15 protein-coding genes and 1 pseudogene are annotated in these 19006 nt (G+C 69.3%); 6 read left to right on the top strand and 10 right to left on the bottom strand.

All coding sequences use genetic code 11. The features are described from left to right. The first annotated feature begins 57 nt into the window (after positions 1-57). Positions 58-969: a L,D-transpeptidase gene (locus tag ABT336_RS01115; protein ID WP_350894430.1), complete on the top strand. Its 912-nt coding sequence runs from the start codon at positions 58-60 to the stop codon at positions 967-969. Between the two features lie 10 nt (positions 970-979). Here the strand turns inward: ABT336_RS01115 and ABT336_RS01110 are convergent, their stop codons facing one another. The 7 genes from ABT336_RS01110 to ABT336_RS01080 all read right to left on the bottom strand — a co-directional run bounded on the left by ABT336_RS01110 (position 980) and on the right by ABT336_RS01080 (position 13579). Beyond that, positions 980-3079 carry a DEAD/DEAH box helicase gene (locus ABT336_RS01110; RefSeq protein ID WP_350894429.1) on the bottom strand — a complete coding sequence of 700 codons (2100 nt, stop codon included), beginning with the start codon at positions 3077-3079 and terminating at the stop codon, positions 980-982. 1 nt (position 3080) lies between these two features. Next, complete coding sequence (brxD, locus tag ABT336_RS01105; protein ID WP_350894428.1) at positions 3081-4385, bottom strand: BREX system ATP-binding protein BrxD; 1305 nt, start codon at positions 4383-4385, stop codon at positions 3081-3083. After that, complete coding sequence (pglZ, locus tag ABT336_RS01100; protein ID WP_350894427.1) at positions 4382-7078, bottom strand: BREX-2 system phosphatase PglZ; 2697 nt, start codon at positions 7076-7078, stop codon at positions 4382-4384. Before pglZ ends, brxD begins: the two co-directional genes overlap by 4 nt. Continuing rightward, complete coding sequence (locus ABT336_RS01095) at positions 7075-10875, bottom strand: DUF6079 family protein (RefSeq protein ID WP_350894426.1); 3801 nt, start codon at positions 10873-10875, stop codon at positions 7075-7077. The genes pglZ and ABT336_RS01095 overlap by 4 nt, the downstream gene beginning before the upstream one ends. 102 nt (positions 10876-10977) lie before the next feature. Next, on the bottom strand, positions 10978-13014 hold the full coding sequence (locus tag ABT336_RS01090; protein ID WP_350894425.1) for a hypothetical protein: 2037 nt from the start codon (positions 13012-13014) through the stop codon (positions 10978-10980). Further along, the gene (locus tag ABT336_RS01085) at positions 13011-13265 is read right to left on the bottom strand and encodes a hypothetical protein (protein ID WP_350894424.1); all 255 of its coding nucleotides are present in this window, start codon (positions 13263-13265) and stop codon (positions 13011-13013) included. The genes ABT336_RS01090 and ABT336_RS01085 overlap by 4 nt, the downstream gene beginning before the upstream one ends. After that, entirely contained in the window at positions 13262-13579 is a 318-nt protein-coding gene (locus ABT336_RS01080; RefSeq protein WP_350894423.1) for a DivIVA domain-containing protein, read from the bottom strand. Before ABT336_RS01080 ends, ABT336_RS01085 begins: the two co-directional genes overlap by 4 nt. A 341-nt stretch (positions 13580-13920) precedes the next feature. Here ABT336_RS01080 and ABT336_RS01075 point away from each other — a divergent pair, with 341 nt between their 5' ends. The 5 genes and pseudogenes from ABT336_RS01075 to ABT336_RS01055 all read left to right on the top strand — a co-directional run bounded on the left by ABT336_RS01075 (position 13921) and on the right by ABT336_RS01055 (position 16804). Next, positions 13921-14823 carry a helix-turn-helix domain-containing protein gene (locus ABT336_RS01075; RefSeq protein WP_350894422.1) on the top strand — a complete coding sequence of 301 codons (903 nt, stop codon included), beginning with the start codon at positions 13921-13923 and terminating at the stop codon, positions 14821-14823. Continuing rightward, entirely contained in the window at positions 14816-15007 is a 192-nt protein-coding gene (locus tag ABT336_RS01070; RefSeq protein WP_350894420.1) for a DUF397 domain-containing protein, read from the top strand. Before ABT336_RS01075 ends, ABT336_RS01070 begins: the two co-directional genes overlap by 8 nt. A gap of 224 nt (positions 15008-15231) precedes the next feature. After that, a pseudogene (locus ABT336_RS01065) lies at positions 15232-15756 on the top strand (DUF6244 family protein); the annotation flags it as partial. 174 nt (positions 15757-15930) lie between these two features. Then, positions 15931-16338 carry a CdiA C-terminal domain-containing protein gene (locus ABT336_RS01060; RefSeq protein ID WP_350894519.1) on the top strand — a complete coding sequence of 136 codons (408 nt, stop codon included), beginning with the start codon at positions 15931-15933 and terminating at the stop codon, positions 16336-16338. Between the two features lie 13 nt (positions 16339-16351). Further along, positions 16352-16804: a SitI3 family protein gene (locus ABT336_RS01055; RefSeq protein WP_350894419.1), complete on the top strand. Its 453-nt coding sequence runs from the start codon at positions 16352-16354 to the stop codon at positions 16802-16804. A gap of 76 nt (positions 16805-16880) precedes the next feature. Here ABT336_RS01055 and ABT336_RS01050 read toward each other — a convergent pair whose 3' ends face one another. From ABT336_RS01050 to ABT336_RS01040, 3 genes are all read right to left on the bottom strand, one after another. After that, entirely contained in the window at positions 16881-17348 is a 468-nt protein-coding gene (locus ABT336_RS01050; RefSeq protein ID WP_350894418.1) for a hypothetical protein, read from the bottom strand. Positions 17349-17428: 80 nt separating this feature from the next. Next, positions 17429-17566 carry a hypothetical protein gene (locus tag ABT336_RS01045; protein WP_350894417.1) on the bottom strand — a complete coding sequence of 46 codons (138 nt, stop codon included), beginning with the start codon at positions 17564-17566 and terminating at the stop codon, positions 17429-17431. Positions 17567-17877: 311 nt separating this feature from the next. Next, the gene (locus tag ABT336_RS01040) at positions 17878-18993 is read right to left on the bottom strand and encodes a TerB family tellurite resistance protein (protein ID WP_350894416.1); all 1116 of its coding nucleotides are present in this window, start codon (positions 18991-18993) and stop codon (positions 17878-17880) included. Between the last annotated feature and the right edge of the window lie 13 nt (positions 18994-19006).

The following is a 19006-nucleotide window of genomic DNA, read 5'->3' as shown; positions in this document are numbered from 1 at the left end:
CCCGCAAAAACTCGTGTACGCCCTCCGAGCCGGCGCTGTTTGTGGTTTAAGTGACCTATGAGGCATCTGGGGGCTTTCCGATGGCGACGGGCGGGGCTGCTCGTCGGCGTACCGCTGATGGTGGTGACGCTGCTGGTCACCGCCCTGATGCTGACCAGGGCCCCGGCCACCCGGGTCGCCGCTCCCGGTCCGGTCGGGCCGCAGGGTGGACTGCAGATCGCCCCCGACGGCGACGGACCCGGAACCGGCCCGGTGCCGAGCGCCGCACCCGCCCCCGCCCGCCTGCCGGTGGTCGACTACGGCCCGGCACCCACTGGGTTTCCCCCCGACCCGGACACCATGGACGTCACCCCGCTCACCGAGGGGCTGCGTCCCGCCCGCCGGATCGCCGCCTACGACGCTCCCGGCGGACTGCCGCTCGCCTTCCTCGACCCCACCGTCAACGGCGTCGACCTGACCGTCCCGATCGCCCAGCGCCGAACCGGCTGGGCGGCCGTCCTGCTCCCCTCGGCCAACCGTCGGCTCGCCTGGGTGCCCCCCGGGGGCTGGACGGTCACCCCACTGCGGAACCAGATCGTGATCGAGCGCCGCCCCCACCGGCTGACCTGGTTCCGCGACGGCGAACCCCGACGCACCTGGCCGGTCAGCCTCGGTCGCCCCGGCCAGGAGACCCCGCTGGGACGGAGCTTCGTCCTCGGCCGGAGCACCCCCAGCGAGAACGTGTACGCCGGGGTCGACGTCCTCGCCCTCGGTTCCGTCCCCGACGACCCCGACGCCGTCCCGGCCGGGCTGCGCGGTGCCCACATCGGCATCCACACCTGGCACCACGACGGTGAGCTGGGACGACAGACGACGAACGGCTGCATCCGGCTCACCGCCAGCGGCCAGCGCCTCCTGCTCGCCGAGGTCCCCCCGGGCAGCCCGGTGGTCGTGGTCGACGAACTCCCCACCCCACCGCCGTCGGTCTGACCGAACCCACCTATCGGGTGACGACGAATCGGACCGGCTCACCGAGTACGACCGCTGCCCGGTCCAGATCCGCCAACCGTATGGCCATGGTCGCTTTCGCCAGGCGGGTCGGCAACGCCGCGTTGAACTTCAGAGCGGTGAGCGCCTTCTCGTCTATGTCGGGCAGACACAGCCGCTGGGCGGCGTCGGCGGTCAGCGAACGCCACGCCGAGGCGGTGAGGTTCTCCCGGAGACGGATGCTGCAATCGTCGAATCTCTCCACAGGGTCCACGACCTCACTGATGGTCGCCGTCAGGGTGGCGTTGGCGCGGAAACCGGCCCAGGTCCACCACCTCAGGTCGCCTTTGCCGTCCCGCTCGATCACCGTTCCATCAGAGTGCACCACGTGCGCCTGCTCGGCCCGTACCTCGGCGAGTCGATTCACCGCGCGCCGGGTCATCCGAACCGGCGGATCGACGTCGAGGAGCACCTCCCGTATCGCCCGGTTGAGCTCGAAGCTCAGGTACGCCCAGCCACCACCCCGCCACCGGGCCCGGCCGCCCGATTCGGCAGGTTCGACGAAGCACCGCCGACGCCGCCAGTCGATGTAGGTGACCCGCCAGCTGCGTCCGCCCAACAGGAGCCGACGGTCTCCTCGGACCTCCTCGGTGAGCAGGCTTGGGTCGATCCGGCCGAGTTCTTCGCGTCCGGTGAGCACGGTGAACTCTTGAGGGCCGGTGAAGACCGCGGTCAGTTCCATGAAGTGTCGTCGACCGAATCGCTGTTCGGCCGTCGGGCCCACGAACAGCATTCCGCCGTCGCGGTCCAGGTAACCGTGCTCCACCAAATGACGGACGATCGGCTCGCTGCTCTCTCCGAAGGGTCCCAGCCCGTTCCAGGCTAGTGGCCAGAGCTGGTCACCGACCCGATGTTCCTGCAGGCAGAGGGCGAGTACCTGTTGGGCGACGATGTGTCTGGGTTCTGGTGGCGCGTTGACCGGCTCGACCCACCCCCGCGACCAGAGCAGCAACAATGCTGCCGCCTCGGCCAGGGCATCGCCGCTGAGGGTCAGGAACAGACAGTTGCGCCTGGTTCCCGGCCGGCGGCCGGTCCGGCCGAGGCGTTGCAGGAAGGATGCGACAGTGACGGGAGCGTCGATCTGGATGACCCGATCCAGGTCACCGACGTCGATGCCCAGCTCAAGGGTGCTGGTCGAGACGATGACGCAGTCCCGGGCCTCGGTGAACGCCTGCTCGGCCCGGCGGCGCTCGTCTGTGGAGAGCGACGCGTGGGAGAGGAAGGTGGTGACACCCTTCTCCCGCAGCAGCTGGCCGAGTCTCTCGACGGTCTCCCGGGACTCGCAGAACACGAGGCGCTTCTCGCCTCGGTGCAATCCGGCGATGACCGTCGCGGCGTTGACGAGAGAGCCGACATAGTCCAGCTCGATGTCGCCCGGAGGGGGCCTCTCTGGTGTGTCGACCACCTCGGGAGCCACTACCTGGGCGGGGCGACCGGTTCCCGCACCCTGCAACCAGGCCAGGAGCTGGGCTGGGTTTCCGACGGTGGCGGAGAGACCGATCCGCTGCAGTGACCGATCGGCCACCCGAGCCAGCCGCTCCAGGACTGCAAGCAGGTGCCATCCCCGGTCGTCACCGGCGAAGGCGTGTACCTCGTCGACGACGACGGCGTGCAGCCCAGCGAAGAACGACCGGTGGTCGACCCGGGTGCTGACCAACATCGACTCGACCGATTCCGGGGTGGTGAGCAGGATGTCCGGCCGCTCGTGTAGGAGTGCCCGGCGACGGGAGGTGCTGACGTCACCGTGCCAGATCGCGGCCCGGCGTCCCAGCCAGCTCGCGTACTGCTCGATCCGTGGTTGCAGGTTGTTGAGCAACGCCTTCAGCGGAGCGAGGTAGAGCACCGACGTTCCGGTCCACCGCTGCTGTGCCATGCGGCTCAGCAGGGGAAACAGAACGGCCTCGGTCTTCCCGCCCGCCGTGGGGGCGAGGAGGAGAGTGTCCGCACCGGCCCGCACCGGAGTCACGGCGGCTCGTTGCATCGGCCGCAGGTCGGACCACCCGAGGGTGTTCACCACGTGGTGCAGGACGACCGGGTCGAGGTCCGGGGGCACGTCAGAGCGGAAGTTCGACGTCGTCGGCCGAGGCCGCGGCGTTTCGTTCGACATCGGTCAACTCGTCGGTTCGCAGCGTCAGATGATGGTGCCGACGGGGATCCCAGTCGGCGAACTGGTCGACTCGGTCGAAGACCTCCGCGACCAACTTCTTGAGATAGACCCGGGGTGCGACTCCGACCTGGCCGCCGAGCGCCCCGGTGACAGCCCGGGCGAGAGCCGCCAGGTAGGCGTCGTCTACCCGGGAGTCGACGGCGGGACTGTCGTAGATCTCTCGTACTCGGGTGCCGAGTTCGACGAGGGCGTCGGTCGTGAATCCGGGCAGCCGCAGTTGGACAGCTCGCGGGTTGTCCCAACGAGGCTCCGGGTCGAAGGCGGTGGCGAGGCGTTGTGCGAGCGGGGCGAGGCGCTGGATTCCCTGTGGTCCGTCGTAGAAGGCCGGAGTCCCGGTGATCAACACGAGTAGTCCCGGGAACCGGTCCAGGTGCATCTCGTCGACGAGTTGACGCAACGAGTTGAGGGCCTTGTCGCGGACGTCGGTGCGAACCCGTTGCAGTGTCTCCACCTCGTCGAGCACCACCAGCAGTCCTGGATGCCCGCTGTCGCGCAGGACGGTCAGCAGGCCACGCAGAAAGCTGAGCGCCCCGTAGTGGTCGAGGTCCCCTTTCACACCGGCTGCACGACGTGCCCGGGCAGCCACGTGCGGCTGACCGCCGAGCCAGGCCGCGATTCCTTCGGCGGTTCCGTGGTCACCGGCAGCTGTGGCCGACCGGTATCCACGCAGCGCGGATGCGAAGCCGGGGGTACTCCGGGAGATGTCGCCGAGCCGACGTTCCAGCAGCTCGTCCACGGCTCGTTCGAGGGCCGGGGCGTCATCCTCCGCGACGGCTCCACCAGCGAGGACGTCCTCTTCCAGGGCGAACATCCAGCCGTCCAGCACGGGCCGGAAGGCGCTCGGCGCGAACTGCTCGGTGCTGAGATGCTCGACCAGCCGTCGGTAGACGGTTTCCATTCGGTGCAGAGGGGTCTCCAGCTCGGAGATCTGCACCTCGGCGGTGGCGAACCCCCGTCGCTTGGCCCGTTCGGCAAGCCACCGGGTGAAGAAGGTCTTCCCGGCGCCGTACTCCCCTCGGATCGCCTTGAAGACGCTGCCGCCACCGGCGACCCGGTCGAGGTCGTCGTCGAGGGCTGTCTCGAACCGGTCCAGCCCGACCGCGAGAGCGTCGAGCCCGATGCTCGGTACGACCCCACGCCGCAGGGCGTCGATGATGTCCCGGCGACGGCGAGCAGAGATCTCCACGCTCATCGGGGTTCCAGCTCGAACTGCTCGACCAGCAGCTTCCGGTCGAGGTGCAGGGTACGCCCGTCTGGATCGATGGTGACAACGGCATAACCGTCGACCTGGAGCAGTCGTCGCAGCGCCGTGACGGCACCAGTGATGCGGTGCGCCGGAATGCCGGCCCGGGCGGCGAGCGTGTCGGTCCTCGCCCGGTCTCCCCCAGCGATGAGGGTGTTGAGCAGCGCGGCGACCCGGTCGTCGGACAGGGATCCCCGAGCGGCACGGCGTTGGGCGTACCGGTCGCTGGCCAGGAGGTCCGACACCAGGTCCGGAGCGTCCGAGCGAGGTCGCGGTACCGGTGCGCTGGTCACCGTGGCGAGATCGAAGAGTTCCTCGGTCTGCGACGCCGCCTGGCGTTTGGTCTGCCGACGCTGCTGTGGGCCGGAACCGAGGGGAGGTGGCACCTCGGCCAGTGGCTCCCGCCACCAGTCGGGACTGGCTACCGGCGCAGCAGCCCAGCCTGGTGCCGGAGACTCGTCCCCGGGAGCGAGGACGACCAGCGGGATCACTGCTTCGCCCGGTGCGGCACCGCCGTGGTAGCCCGCCTTGCGTGGGCCGTACCGCACCTCCTCCCGCCAGGGAAGGACGACCGACCCGCCACCTGACAACACCCGTGTCCCGCGTACCGCGACCTCGGATTCAGCTGGTGGGTTGCCCTTGGGGCGCCACCGGTTGTCGTGAGCGGTGCTGGGCAGCACGACCGATTCCGGACCTCGGTCGACGACGTGGCCGTGGTCGGAGACGAGGACGACCACCCGGTCGGTAGCGGCGAGCAGGTCACCGACGGCGGTGACGGTGTCCCGCCCCCACACGATGGTGCCCGGGTCGCTGCGGTCGAGAGCGTCGTCGATCGTGTTCACCACAGCGGCGACGACAGGCACGGTCGGGTCGTCGAGGGCACGGACCACGTCCGGTTCGATGGCCGTGCCGGCTCCGGAGCGCAGGGACTTCTTGTGGAGCAGCCGCCCGGTGGGGAAGCGCTGGGTGAAGGCCCTCTTCTCCGCGTTTCGGTCCCCGACGGCGAGCCGGCCACTGAGCAGGCTGCACCGGCTCACCTCGGTCACCGTGGGCAGAGCAGCCAGGACGCCGGTCCGGGGACCGCCGTCGGGGGTGAACTCGACCCATGCACCGCTGTGGGTCACCGACTCGGCCAGCTCGGTGGCGGCAGCCACCCCCATCCCGTCGAGCACGAGCAACAACACCCGTCGGCCCTGGTCCACGATCGGCTGGAGCACCCGGTCGAGCACGTCCTCGACCCTCAGCAGCGCCCCCGGTTCCGAGTCCGCCTCGGTCGTGGCGGCCAGGAGGGTGGCGAACTGGTGGTCGTGTCGGGACCGGCGAGCCTGCACAGCCTGGTGTAGCTGCCGGTACGCCGTACCGACCTGCTCGTCGGGGTCACCGGCGAAGATGTCGAGCCGAGCCCGGTCGACCCAGCCGTCCTGCCGGACCTGCCGGTGCAGCGCGTCGAGGAGGGTGGCCGGAGGTGGCCCGTCGGCCACGTGCAGCCACCGCAGGAGGCGTACGGCCATTCGGGCGGTCTCCAGTCGGCGCGGTTCGGCGGCACGATGGGCTTCCACGTTGTCGAGCGCCTGTTGGGCTCGGACGACCGCTGCCGCCGACACTGGACCCCGGGTGGGGACGGCGAGCCGTACCTTGTCGGCGAAGGCCCGCAGCCGTTGAAGGAAACCGCTGGGCAGGACGGTGGAGGCGGCCAGGAGTCCGGCGACTTCGATCTCGTCAGCGATCGTCTCTGCCCGGCGCAGCATCCGCATGGCCTCGTCCCTGCCGTCACTGTCCAGGTCGATCGTCCGGTACACCCACGCCTCGGAGGCCCGGTGCAGCGCCTCGGCCTGCTGCCGGGTGAGGCGTTGCCCTCCGAACCACCGCTCCAGCCGGGTACGACCGATGGCGGCCACCACCTCGACGGAGTGGTCGCTACCGGCCGGCCAGAGCAGCCCGGCGAGTAGACCCAGTGGGATCGCGTCGACCCCGTGGCCGGCTCGGACAGCCGCCATGACGGCGACGGCGACGGGGCCGGCTGTTCCGGTGAGGTATCTGGTGATCCCGTCGGCGGTCTCCTGCGGCAGGTCGCCGAAGAGTCGTTGCCGCCCGGGTTTGGCACTCCACTGGATGAGGCCGCTGTCGTCGAGTTCACCGGGCGCCACGTCGAGCAGTTCCGCGGTGAGGCTGCGTAGGGCATGGTCCCGGGTGAGAACCTTGCCGGGCGGAGTCGGCCATCCGTCGGCCGGTACGTGGTCGCTGAGCGCAGGGGCGACCCAGGCGCCGAACCCCACCAGGGTGGGGTCGAGATCAGTCACCCCACCGAACAGTTGCCGGACGAGGTCCCACTGGTCGATCCGGCGGACCTTCTGTCGGCTGAGGTGGGCGAGGATTCCGTCACCCAGCTCGTGGTCGGACAGCTCCGTGAGCAGGACCAACCGAGCGTCCGCCGGTCGATCGTGCAGTGCTGCACGGGCGGCCAACGGAGTGGGACAGGCGACGACCAGGACCCGGTGGCCGGCGATGGTGAGAGTCAGGTCGGTCGGCCACTCGGGGCGGGCCTTCAGCGCGATGGCCTTCCCCGGTTCGTTTTCTGCCAGCCATGCCTCGACCTTGCGCCGGACCGCCTCGGGCTGGACCACTCCCACCGCCCCGGTCACTGGGCCTCCCAGCTGACCACGACCGGCCGGCCCGCCTCGATCTCGGCGCTGATCTCGGCGGCGACCTCCTGCCACTGCGCGGCGTCGGAGACCGTTCGACGATGGGCGACGACGGTGGCGGGACCGGCACCGGACCGACCCGAAGCGGCACCGGAACCGCCCGAAGGGGCAGTGTCCGCGGCGGGTTCCCTGATCGCCACATCGTCGGTCGGGAGACGTCTTGTCGGGACGGTCGCTCCGCCTGGGCCGCCCGTGCTCGCGGTGTCGTCGACGGGCGGATCGGCCGGGGCGGGTTCCGTGGGCCGTTCGGCGGCGGCGAGCAACGCGGCCGACTCCTCGAAGGCCAGACGCAGGGCAGTGATCAGGTCCTGGCCGTGTTGCTCGGTCCGGGCGACCTCGCGTAGCCGTTCGATGATCGTTCGGGCCCGGTCGTCGTGGTCGGCCCGGGCTACGATCCCCTCCAGCAGCGGCCACTGGTGGGGACCGGCCAGCTCCGCACTGATCGCCCCGGCCCGGCCGAGGATCACGCTGACGGCTCTGTCGTCGAGGTCGCCGAGGTCGGCTCGGGCCACTGTCTCGACCAACACCACGTCGTCGGGTTCTGCTGCGACGTGGGTGACGAGCCGGGCGGCCCGGCGGGCACTGGCGAGCCGGCCGGTGCGTGCGTCGAGGGCCAGACCGAGAACCTCGGCGTGCCGGGTCAGGGCGTCTACCAGGGCGACCACCGGGGACTTCCGGTCGGCGGCGGCGTCGCGCAGCTTCCCGGCGAGGTCCGGGAGGTTGGCCGGGGTACGCCAGGAGGGCAGCACCTCCCCGAAGATCGCCGATCCACGCCGAACCGCGTCGGCCCAGGACTGTTCGTCGGGCATCGGCGGGTGGCGCAGTTCCAGATCGTCGCGGACGGCAGCCGGACCGCCCACGTCGATCTTGCCACCGTGCTGGTACCAGGCGAGCTGCTGGTCGAGCCCGAAGAGGAGGATGATGAGGTTCTGCAGGTCACGGTCAAAGCCGAAGGCGGCGGGCTCGTCGATGAGTCGGCGCAGCAGACGGACCGGGAAGTGCTCGGTGTAGCCCTCGTTGGCGGCAGCCTGGAGGAAGTGCTGACTCCACCGACAGGTGGAGGTCGTCAGGACGTACCGTCCGTCGACCAGTTCCCCGAGGCGCAGGTTGTTGCAGACCCTCCGAAGGATGCGCTGGTCGGCCTGGGTGACGACACTGACCCCCCGGGTCGGGTCGGCGACCGCTCTGCGGGCGTACTCGAAGATCTTGGTCAACTCGCTGCGGGTGACTGGTTTCTCGTCGTCGGGCATCGCCGGACGGCCGGGGTAGGACCAGGTGAGCAGTTCCCCGGTGAGGTTGGTGAAGGCCTCGGCGAGGGTGCCGCCGCGCGGGTCGCCGGGGTGGAGCCCTTCGGCGAGGGTGTGGAAGACCCCGATACTGTCGTCCTGGACGTCGGTCCCGCGTGAGGTGGCTGACCCGTAGGCCTGCATGAGCGCACTGGTCAACGTGCCCCGGAGGTGGGACTGCCGCTGTTGGAGGTAGACCCGACCCTGTTGCCGGTCGGTCAGCGGCCAGTCGGCGGCGAGCGAGTTGAGCCGGTCGCCGGTGCCGTTGCCGAGCAGATAATTGATCTTGATGAGCTGGCCGACCTTCGTCATCAGGTCGTCGGTGAGATAGAAGGGCAACCAGAAGACGGTCCGGGAGCCACGCTCCAGGCTCTCGATCCGAGCCCGGTCGGCGCTTCGCTCGAACCCCTGCGGGTCGAACGGGTAGTCGATGACGACCCGCCACGCCTCGCCGGTTGCCAGCAGCGCATCCGCCGGCATGGTCTCGGCGTCCCGGACGTTGCCGAACTTCACCTGGACGGTGTGCGTCCGGCCCCGCCATGGACGGGAGTACAGCAGCTCGCCGAGCTGCCCTTCGCTGCCGACGATACCCATCTCGGCGGTGACCAACTCCCGGATGAGCTGCTGCCGCACTCCGGTGGTGGTGGACTCCGCCTCCGGCACCAGGTCGAGCAGCTTGTCGTAGTCGACGGTGTGCAGGGTCAGACTGATCACCGGGTCGGCGGTCTTGGTCACGTGCAGCTCACCGGCGGCGTCGGCGACGCGGTCGAGTCGGTTGAGCACGATGGTGCGCTCGTACCCGGGGATCGGGGCGGTGATCGAGCCGAAGTTCAGCGCGTGCAGCTTGCCGGCGGTGAGGTTGTGCAGCGCCGGCACCTCGGGGACCAGGGCACCGAGCAGGACCGTCTTGATCAGCTTGTCGTCGAGCTCGAACTGTCGGTGCCCGGCCGCCTGCTCCTCGGTGATCCCGTTGAGAGTGAGCAGGATCGGGCGCAGCTTCTGGAGGTAGAGGGTCCGGGCGGACTGGAACAGTTGCTTGAGCTTCGGCCGGTCCGGCAGCTCACCGCGGAGCACCAGCGGTTCGAAGAGGGCGGCCACCCCGATCAGGTCGTTGACCCGCAGGCTGTCTCGGCGCTGGACGAGCAGCTCGGTCATCACCTTCAGGGCGGTCCGTTCCCGCTGCAACGCCTGGGAGAGCGCGACCAGGGTGGCGACCAGGGCCGGGGAGAACGGGTAGAGCTTGCGGAAGGCGGCAGCGTCGGAGCCGATCCCGGCGTCTCCGTACTGCGCGCCGAGGAGGAGGGTGTCCCACACCTCCCGGTTGCCCTTCACGGCGGCGAAGGCGTTGTCGATGGTCGCCTTCCCCGCCTCGGTCAGCGGCTTGAGCAGCCGCCCCTCGGCGATCTCGGGAAGGTTGGTGTCGGCGAGGGCGATCTCGCCGAGCCGCCCCTGCACGCTGCGCATCACGTGCGCCAGGGCCTCCCGCTCGGTCCCGCCGACCTGAGGGCCGAGGAAGTCCTCCAGGTTGCGCTGCCGGGCGACGAAGGAGATCAGCGGCACGGGACGGGTGGCGTCGGCCGACTCGACGAGCTTGTTGAGTTTGGCCCCCTCGGTGTTGACGAAGGTGTGGTCACTGATCCGGGTGGAGAGCCAGAGGATCAGCTCGTCGAGGAAGAGCACCAGGGCGTCGTACCCGAGGGACTTGGCGTGCCGGGTGATCACCGCCAGGCCGGTGTCCAGGTCGAGGTACTCCCCGCTACGGACGGCCCCGGTGAAGAAGGCACTGGTCAGCGAGGCGACCAGCAGGTCCCGCTCGGCGGTCCCGGGCGGGGCCGCCGCGGCGTCTGCGTACCGCTGGGGAGTCCACCCGGCGGCGCGGGCCCGCGCGGCGGCGAGTCCACCACCGGTCGCGGACGGGCCGCCCCCATCGTGCAGGGCGGCGAAGAACGCCTCGTCCCCCATCCGGTCCCGCAGCCGGGCGGCATCGTCGAGGAGCGCGTCGGAGCGGTGGACGGCGGGCCGGGGCTGATCGGGGTGCAGCGCGGTGATCTGGTTGAGGTAGCCCTCCAGGACCGCCTGCTCCACCGACCGGGCGTCGAGCATGTGGAAGGTGAGGGTGAGCAGTCTGCGATCCCGCAGCCACGGATCGGCGGCGATCACCGGCTCGGCCAGGCCCCGGATCTGTCGGGCCTGCGGGTTGTGCCGGAGGATCTCCCGGAGCACCGCCATGAAGTGCGACTTCCCGGAGCCGAACGACCCGTGGAGAAACACCGCCTGGGACTTTCCGCTGGTCACCGCATGCCCGATCTTGGTCAGCGCGGCGGCGAAGCTCTCCCGGAGCTGGTCCGTGACGACATACCGGTGCAGGTCGGCACCCTCAGCGGCCTTGACCACGAAATCGCCGTCCCCGACAGAAGTCGGAATGTCGATCACGTCCCGCAGCAGGGTCATACCGCTCCTCACCTCGACCGTCTCCCAGGCCACCGGCATCGACCGGCTGACTCGCCGCATCCTAGTGCCTACCCACGAGAGCCGAGGCGCGCCGAGCGTGCCTCAGGCGAGCCGAAGGACGCTCAGGGCGGTCGCCAGCGGCACCGGTTCGGTCAACGCCCGGGGTCCGCTCGCCTCGGCCAGCCAGAACCGGCACCCCGTCCGGTCGGCCCGGACGGCGACGACCTGCCCGGCGTGCCGGGCCGCCAGCCGACGCAGCGCCGGTGTCGGATCCTGAACCTGCATCGGTGCACTGTTCACGGGAGCGGGCACCGGGCGGGTGGGCAGGACCGGCACCGACTCCCGCAGCGCCGTACCCAGGTGGGCGAACCGGTCCGCGACGGCCGCCTCCAGGCTGGGCCACCAGGGTTGCCGCAGGTCGGGCGGGGCCGCCGGGGACGTCACGTCGACCCGCCACCGGACCCCGTGTAGCCGGGTCGGGTCGGCGGCGTCGAGCCGGTGGTCGCGGGCGACGACCGTGACGGCCAGGTCGAGCCCGGTCCCGACCCGGATCAGGTCAGCCACCGGCGGAGCCGCCGGTGGGTGGGCCAGCACGATCAGCCGGGCCCCGGGCAGCCGCCGAGCGGTCTGCTCGACGTGGCGGATCCCGGGGTCCTCCCCCGGCCCGACGCCGGTGACCGTCCCGTCGAGGAGGTCCTGGCCGACGGGGTGCCCGTCGTCGACCCTGGTCAGGTACTCCGACCCCACCCCGAAATCGGCGGCGAGCCCGGCGACCCGACGGTCCTCGCCCACCTGGAAGATCGGGGTCCCGTCGGGGTTGGTTCCGACCCGGTTCATCGGCTCCCCGGCGGCGGGCTGCCAGAGCCGGTGGGTGGCCCGGGTCAGGTCGGTGACGGTCACCGTCATCGCCGAGTGGATCCGGCGGGTGCCCCCGCAGGTGAGGCAGTTCCCCCAGCCTGGGGCCATCCCCGCGCCGCAGCAGTCCGGGCAGTCCGGGTCCGGGTCGGTGTCGCCGCGCCGACAGTCGCACCGTCGCAGCCGACTGTCGGGGCGACAGTCGGGGCACTCCCGGTGCCGGATCGGGGCACCCCACCAGGCCGGCTCCGGCGGCTCGGTTACCCGCACCAGCCGGGGCGTGACGAACCGGACGACTTGCCCGGTGTCCCACTCGTACAGCTCCTCGACCGGGTTCCCCTCCCGCAGGGGGGTGTGCCACCACCGGCCGTTGCGCCAGATCGCCTGCGCACCCGCCCCGCCACCGAGGTCCACCCGGACCCACCGCTCAACTTCGGCCACGTCGACGACCTGCGGGGCGGGGAGCACCCCCACCGAGGACCGGACCGTGTACGCCGGGGCGGTCACCCCGGCCTCGGCGAGCCGGGCGGTCGCGGTGGCGACGGTGGTGGCCCGGACGGCGGCGGCCAGGTCCCGCTCGGCGTGCCGGGGGTCGGTCGGCACCACCCCGCCGGGCATCTCGAACCGGACGTCCCAGGCAACCTGGCCGTGCTCCATCCGGGCCTCGACCACCAGGTCGAGATGGAGGAGGTTCGCCACCCCGCAGAGCCACCCCAGGTGCCGCCCGGGGTCCGGCCCATCGACCGGGGGCGTACTGCGACCGACCAGGACCCGCCACGGCGAGTGGTCCCCCCGGATCAGCGCCTCCGCCTCGATCCGGTGCCGCTGCTCGACCGGGAGGTTTGGTGCCCAGTCACGGGACAGCCACACCAGGGTGCCGTCCGGATCCGCGCCGACCACCGAGACCGGACGGACGTCCAAGGCACCGACCCGAGCGGCGAGCCGCTCCACGACCGGGCGCATCGGCATCGTCCAGACCCCGTCGGGGTCGCACCGGGCGATGATCCCGCCGGGTCGGATCCGGGTCGAGGCAACGGCCCCGGTGTCCGCGTTCACCACGGACACCACCAGCTCCGCCCGGCGCACCCCGGTCCGGCCACACCAGATGCACGGCTGGACGACGCTCCCGTCGCCTCGGCACAACCGGCAGTCCCGGTACGGCTCGTCCGCGTAGGCCGCCCCGTCCACGACGAGCTGGTCCCCGCCGCTGACACACCCGCACCGGGCGATCGTGTAGCTCAACCCGGAGCAGTCCGGGCAGGTCGTCGTGGGTGTTCCGGTCACCGTGGCACCTCCGCACCGGCGCAGTCCCCGTCGTGGTCGGCCCGGAGCCGGCACCGTCGCCCGCCACCGAGCAACAGGTCACAGAAAACCCGATGTCGTACGCCCTGCGCGTCCTCGGCCGACACTGTCAACTCCCCCGGGTCGGTCTGCGGGAGGATCCGGGTCCACCGGGCCACCACCCGAGCAAGCCGCTGCGCGGCCGACAGGTCCGGGGCGGTCACCGGAAGGTGGATCACCCACCGCTCGGTCATTCCTGCCACCGCCTCTCGTTGCGGGCCTGGAACTGCTCGGACTGCCACCGCCGCAGGGCACCCTTGACCCGATCGGCCTCCTCCCGGCTGCTGGCCAGGGCCTCGTACGCGGCAGACAGCTCCCCGGCCACCCGGTCGAGGAACGCGTACACCTCGGCCGGGTCGAGCCCCCGCCGCCCGAACGCGGTCCATCCGAACCGCCGCTGCCGCACCTGCCCCGGCGGCAACGGCCGGGACGCCGCCGACCGGTAACACGTCGTCCACCTGAGCGGTTGTCGGCGACGCCGACGCCGAAGCTGACGAAAGAACCGCATGGCCAGACCTACCTCTCACCGTCGGTGCCGAGCTGATCGAGATGGGGTGGGGCCGTCGGCCCGCCGCGCACCGACGGTCCCACCCCGCGCACCTACCACCGCAGCCACGACCAGCAGTACGACAGCAGGGCCTCACACGGCTCTGACCTGCGGAAATCCACAGTGGCCGCCAACGCAGTCAAGCACTGACGAACATCAGATGCAACGTCTAACAGAGGGCGAGCAAGGGAATGTGAATGCTGGAATCAGCACAGAGAGTGACTCGTCTATTGATTCTTAAACACGACTACCGTTAAATGAACGGGCACGGATCCACCAGGAGCAGACCATCGGAGGCTCGGGTGTCACAGAACGTTATGGGTTCGACCGTCCTACGACGCCAGATCGGACGCAAGCTCGAAGCTCTCCGCAAAGCCGCAGGCCTGACGATGGAGCAAGCCGCCGAGCAGCTGGACCGGGCGCGAGCCACGATCTACCGGATCGAGAACGGCGCGGAGAACGTCCGGTTCCGCGCGGCAGACGTCAAGGAGATGCTGGCCCTCTACGGAGCCTCTGACGAGGATGCCGAGCTGGTCCTCGGCATGACAGCAGCGACGCGCGAAAACAAGAACTGGTGGCACGACTACATCGACTCGGGCTTGCCACGCTGGCTCCAGCTCTACATCGGCCTCGAAGCCTCTGCCTCCAGCCTCCGTCAGTACCAAGCCGAGCTGATCCCAGGCCTCCTACAGACCCGCGCCTACACGGAGACGCTCTTTGAGATGCCGGGCGGCGCGGTCAAGGATGACCGAGACGAGCAGCAGCGAGCCGTCCAGCTCAGAATCGAGCGACAGGCCTTGCTCACCCGCTTCCTTGCACCGCAACTGAGCGTGATACTCAACGAAGCTGTGTTGCGACGCCCGATCGGCAGCGCCGCGATCATGGCGGAACAGCTACACCAGCTCTCGAAGGCAGCAGAACTACCCAACGTGACCGTTCGAGTGCTGGATTTTTCTTCCGGCCTGCACGCTGGAGCGATGGCCGGAGCCTTCTCGATCCTGGATTTCCCCAAGGACAGCAGGGGCAAAGAGCTGGAGCCAACCGTGACCTACCTGGAATCCGCAACCGGAGCGATCTACCTCAACAAGCCACACGAGACCGCCGCCTACAACTCCATCTGGGCAGACATGACCCGCCGGGCACTTTCCGAAGGCCAGACCAAGAAGATGATTCACCAGATTGCAGAGGAGTACTCCCGTGCCTGACCTGACCGGTGCCGTCTGGCGCAAGTCCTCCCGCAGCAACAACGGTGGCGAGTGCGTCGAGGTAGCCGACAACCTGCCCGGGGTCGTCGGCCTCCGCGACAGCAAGGACCCCACCGGACCCTTGCTCACCTTCGAGCCGACCGTCTGGGCCCGCTTCGTCCACAGCGTCAAGCAGCACGGCTGAACTGCTCAACCGCGTACCCGACGGGGGTGCTGACCGACCCACGGGCAGTGCCCCCGTCCGACCTTCCGGTTTTTGCGCGCTGTCGAGCTGAGTCGTCTACGTCATCGCCACTTTCCCAGCGCTCCGCACCTGGTGGCCGAAGATTGGTTCCCCTGCTTCGTGTCAGCCGGTGGGGGAGGTAGGTTCTCGTCGGATGAGCCGCTTTCACGAACGGTGGTCGATTCGTGGCGGGTGTCGAAGAGTTCATGGGCGAGCTTCGGGTCCTGGCGACCGGAGTCGATCGGGCGCGAAGCCTCGCGGCTGCCGCCGACCACCAGGCCCGAGAGATCGCCCTACGAGCCGCCGCAGCCGGCTTTACCGCCATCGCCGCCCACCTGGCCCAGGTGCACACTGCGACCTCCACCATCCAGGGTGGGTTGTCCGACCTCGCCGCACAGGTCGGCGAGACGACAGCGGCCACCGTAGCCGTGCCTCGCGCGTCCACGCCGCAGGAGACCATCGACGGACTGGCCCTGATCCAGCAGCGCATCAGCACGATCCGCGAGGCCACGGTCGCGACGATCGGCCAGGTCACCGGGGCACAACGCCTGGTCAGCGTGATCCTGCAGGGCGGTCACCCAGGCCCGCTCCTGCAAGCATTCGATGCCATCAAACAGGTCCTCGTCCTGCTGGTTCACCGGACAGGCACCATGCAGCAGGCCATCGAGACGGCTGTCAACGAGGCGCGACAGCTCGGGTCCGGCGGGCAATTGTCCGGGGCAGGCGGCTCCGTCCCGACCAGCCCTTCCCGCGGTGGCGACTTGCCACCCACGCCGACGGCTTCCCCCGCCGCTAGCTCCGACCCGCTCCCGCCCTGGAGCAGGCCGCCCACTGGCGTTCCCGGCGATCAGCCGACCGGTCCGCGGACCAGAATCCGACCCAAGTTGGACGCAAGCACCAGGCGAGCGCTGGAGTTGGAGAACGAGTGCGCCGAAACCGTGGCCGGCAGGGGATATCGGGTGCACCAGAATCCCACCCAGGCAGAGATCGGCGACGCCCGAGTCCGCACCGGTGACCTGGGGAGCGCGGAGAAGGATCCGGACTACCTCATCGAGGGCCACGTCTTCGACTGCTACTCGCCCAGCGCTCGCATCCCGGTGCGCAACATCTGGAGCCAGGTGGAACAGAAGTGTCGGCAGCAGACCCAGCGCGTTGTGATCAACCTCAAGGACTGGCAGGGAGACTTGGCAGCCCTGCGCCGCCAGTTCGACCAGTGGCCCATCGACCGGTTGAAGGAACTGGTCGCGGTGACCTCCGACGGTAAGATCGTGCAGTTCGTCCGGCGAGACTGAGAAGAGGCACACCATGAGTGTGGAGTTCAGACTGACGCTGGCCGGAGACATTCCCCTCGATCAGGTCGCCCGACTCACCGCCGCCAGCCCGGCAGAGCAGCCCGCGCCAAGAGACGACCCGCAGTTGTTCAGCGCCCGCCTCTACGACCAGCGTGGCTACGCCATCAGCGTCTACCCCGGCACCAACGGCTACTACTGGGCCGAAGGTGACAACGACGCCCCGTGGGAGTGGGAACCGGACAGCTACGTCAACGTCACTTTCAACATGCGTGCCGATGACCTGGTCGACAAGGGCATCCCGAACATGGTGGCTACCGTGGCCCGGGTCCTGGTCGGCCGGGACGAGGACGCGGCCTTGATCCAGGACGGCAACTATCTGTTGTTGACCCGTACCGCCGGCATCGTCCGCAAACATCGACCAGGCTGGTGGGACCACTACCACCTGGACCACCTCCTCCCCACGTAGGAGCGGCAATCCCGGGCATCCGAACCCTGATGCGGTGGGGAGCCCGACCCCTGCTCTTCAGGAGGGACGAGCTGAGTCAGCGAGCCTGATGGGTCATACGCTGCACATCCTCGGCGTGCGGCAGCAACACAGTCGGCTTGCTCAGCTCGCTTTCGTCGTCCACACCGAAGAACACGGGCACGACGAAATGCCGGGACTCTCGACCGAGCTCCCGGACCAGGGGCAGCATCAGGTCACTATCCCCGCCAGGCCAGAGGCAGCCGATATGCCCCAGCCATGCCACCAAGCCCACCAGGTTGTCAATCCCGTATATCGGATCCGGTGGCGCGGGGTAGAGCACAGCGGAGTACCAGGGGTCACCGTTCGGATCGAATCCATGTGGCTTGGTCGAGCGGAGCTGGCGTACCCGCCGCTCGTTGTTGTGCGAGCCGTATACCCACCGCGATCGAGCGTCCCAGCTGTTGATGCTCAGGAGACCGCCGATCGCTGTGGCGCTTGCCACGACTCGCTTCGCACGCTTCCAGGAGACCTTCGGCGGCTCCACTCTGTCGAAAGGTTGCCACTCGGGAGGGACCATCGAAAAAGCTCCATACTGTGGAATGAGGCCGGGAGAACCGAGTTCCCTCACGATTCGGCGGCGTAGCCGCGTTCCCGCTCCCGGGTCCACACCTCGTCGTCTCTCAACTCGCTGCACTCCGGGCGCACCGTCCGGGCCAACCCGCACAAGCCGGAGCTGGGCTTTCCGGATTCCTTCGCCACCACGAAGGCGCTCCACAAGGGCTCACCCTTCTCAGCAGCCCTGGTGGACACCTTGTCCAGGAAGCCCCCTGGAAAGTCGGCGGAGCCCGACCCGCCTTGCCGGTGGGGCATACCTGATAAGCCCCGTGGCCATGGCGACCCCCTAGAGGATATCGGCGATACGGTCGACCCGGTCGACCTGAAACATCTCGGGCACCCGGTGATGCTACCGCTACCCGACATCCTTAATAGAAGCCGAAGGGGCACGGCAGCTCCGGCACTCCCCGGAGCTGCTCGATCGCGTACCCGACGAGGCGCTGCCGACCGCGCGGACTTCACGCCCGACGGCAGCGGTCGGAGAGCTCGGCGATGACTTCCTTCTCGCGCGCGGTGAGATCACCATCCACGGTGGCCACCCGGTGAGCGACGTCGAGAAGCTGAGTGAGGTCCCCGGGCTCGGCGTCCAGACGCTTCCACACATCCTCGGGGTCGATGTCGACAACGTTTGCTAGTTGATCATCGACCACTCCGCGCTCCTCACGGACGATCCGGGCCAGGTGCCTCATAAGCAGCGTCTCGTCGTCACCGACCTTGTGATCTGCGGTGATGACGAGCCACGCGACCCAGAGCATCAGCTGCGGATACCGGCTCTGACTGCTCAGCCTCCCGGCCAGCTCGATCACCCGAGCCTCGTTGCGGAACACCGCTCGCGCGTGCCGACCCGCGACCAACGTCGTGTAGCGGTTCAGCACGACAGCAAGCGGAATGCCGACCAGGGGGATACCGACCTTGATGACATTCCGTTGGAGGAGGTGCTTGCCGACGACGGGAAGACCTTTCGCCGCTACCAGAACGTTCTTGGAGTAAAAGTGCTTGACCAGCGGGCGCACCACGAACGGGACCGACTTCGTGACGCCCTCACGCGCCACCTCCCCGCCCTTGATGGTGAAGGCCACCCGGATGAGCTTCCACATGTCGTCAGGGTCGGACACATCGAGCGGGACGCGGTACAGCACGGAGATGTCGTAGGCCAGGCGAAGCTGAAGCTGGGTGATGTAGGTCAGGTCGACCATGAGGGTCACCGCCGCGGCCGGCAGGGCCAACGGAGAGGCACCTCCGGCGCTGCCGATGGTGGCGGCGACCGCCGCCGAATACGCCCCGGCCGAGAGCCCGCCTTCGAGGGCGGCGTACCGAGAGGCCATCGTGATCCGCTGCTCGACGATGCCGTCCGCCGGTACACCTTTGTACTTCTCTTGGAAGTACTGCCAGTCGACCTTCGTGGTGTAGGTGCTCAGGGCCTGCGCGACGAGCTTCTCGAACCAGTTGCCCGACTTGACATCGTCCGGTCTCAGCCCCTTGATGAACTCCCGCAGCTCGGCCCGTTCCCGATCGATATCCTTCCGGGCCGCATCGTCATCGGATTCGTCCGGTTTCGTCGGAACATCGGTCATGACGACTTCTCCC

Source organism: Micromonospora sp. NPDC000207 (assembly GCF_040300925.1).
Lineage (GTDB): Bacteria > Actinomycetota > Actinomycetes > Mycobacteriales > Micromonosporaceae > Micromonospora.
This window is presented reverse-complemented; position numbering and strand designations above follow the sequence as displayed.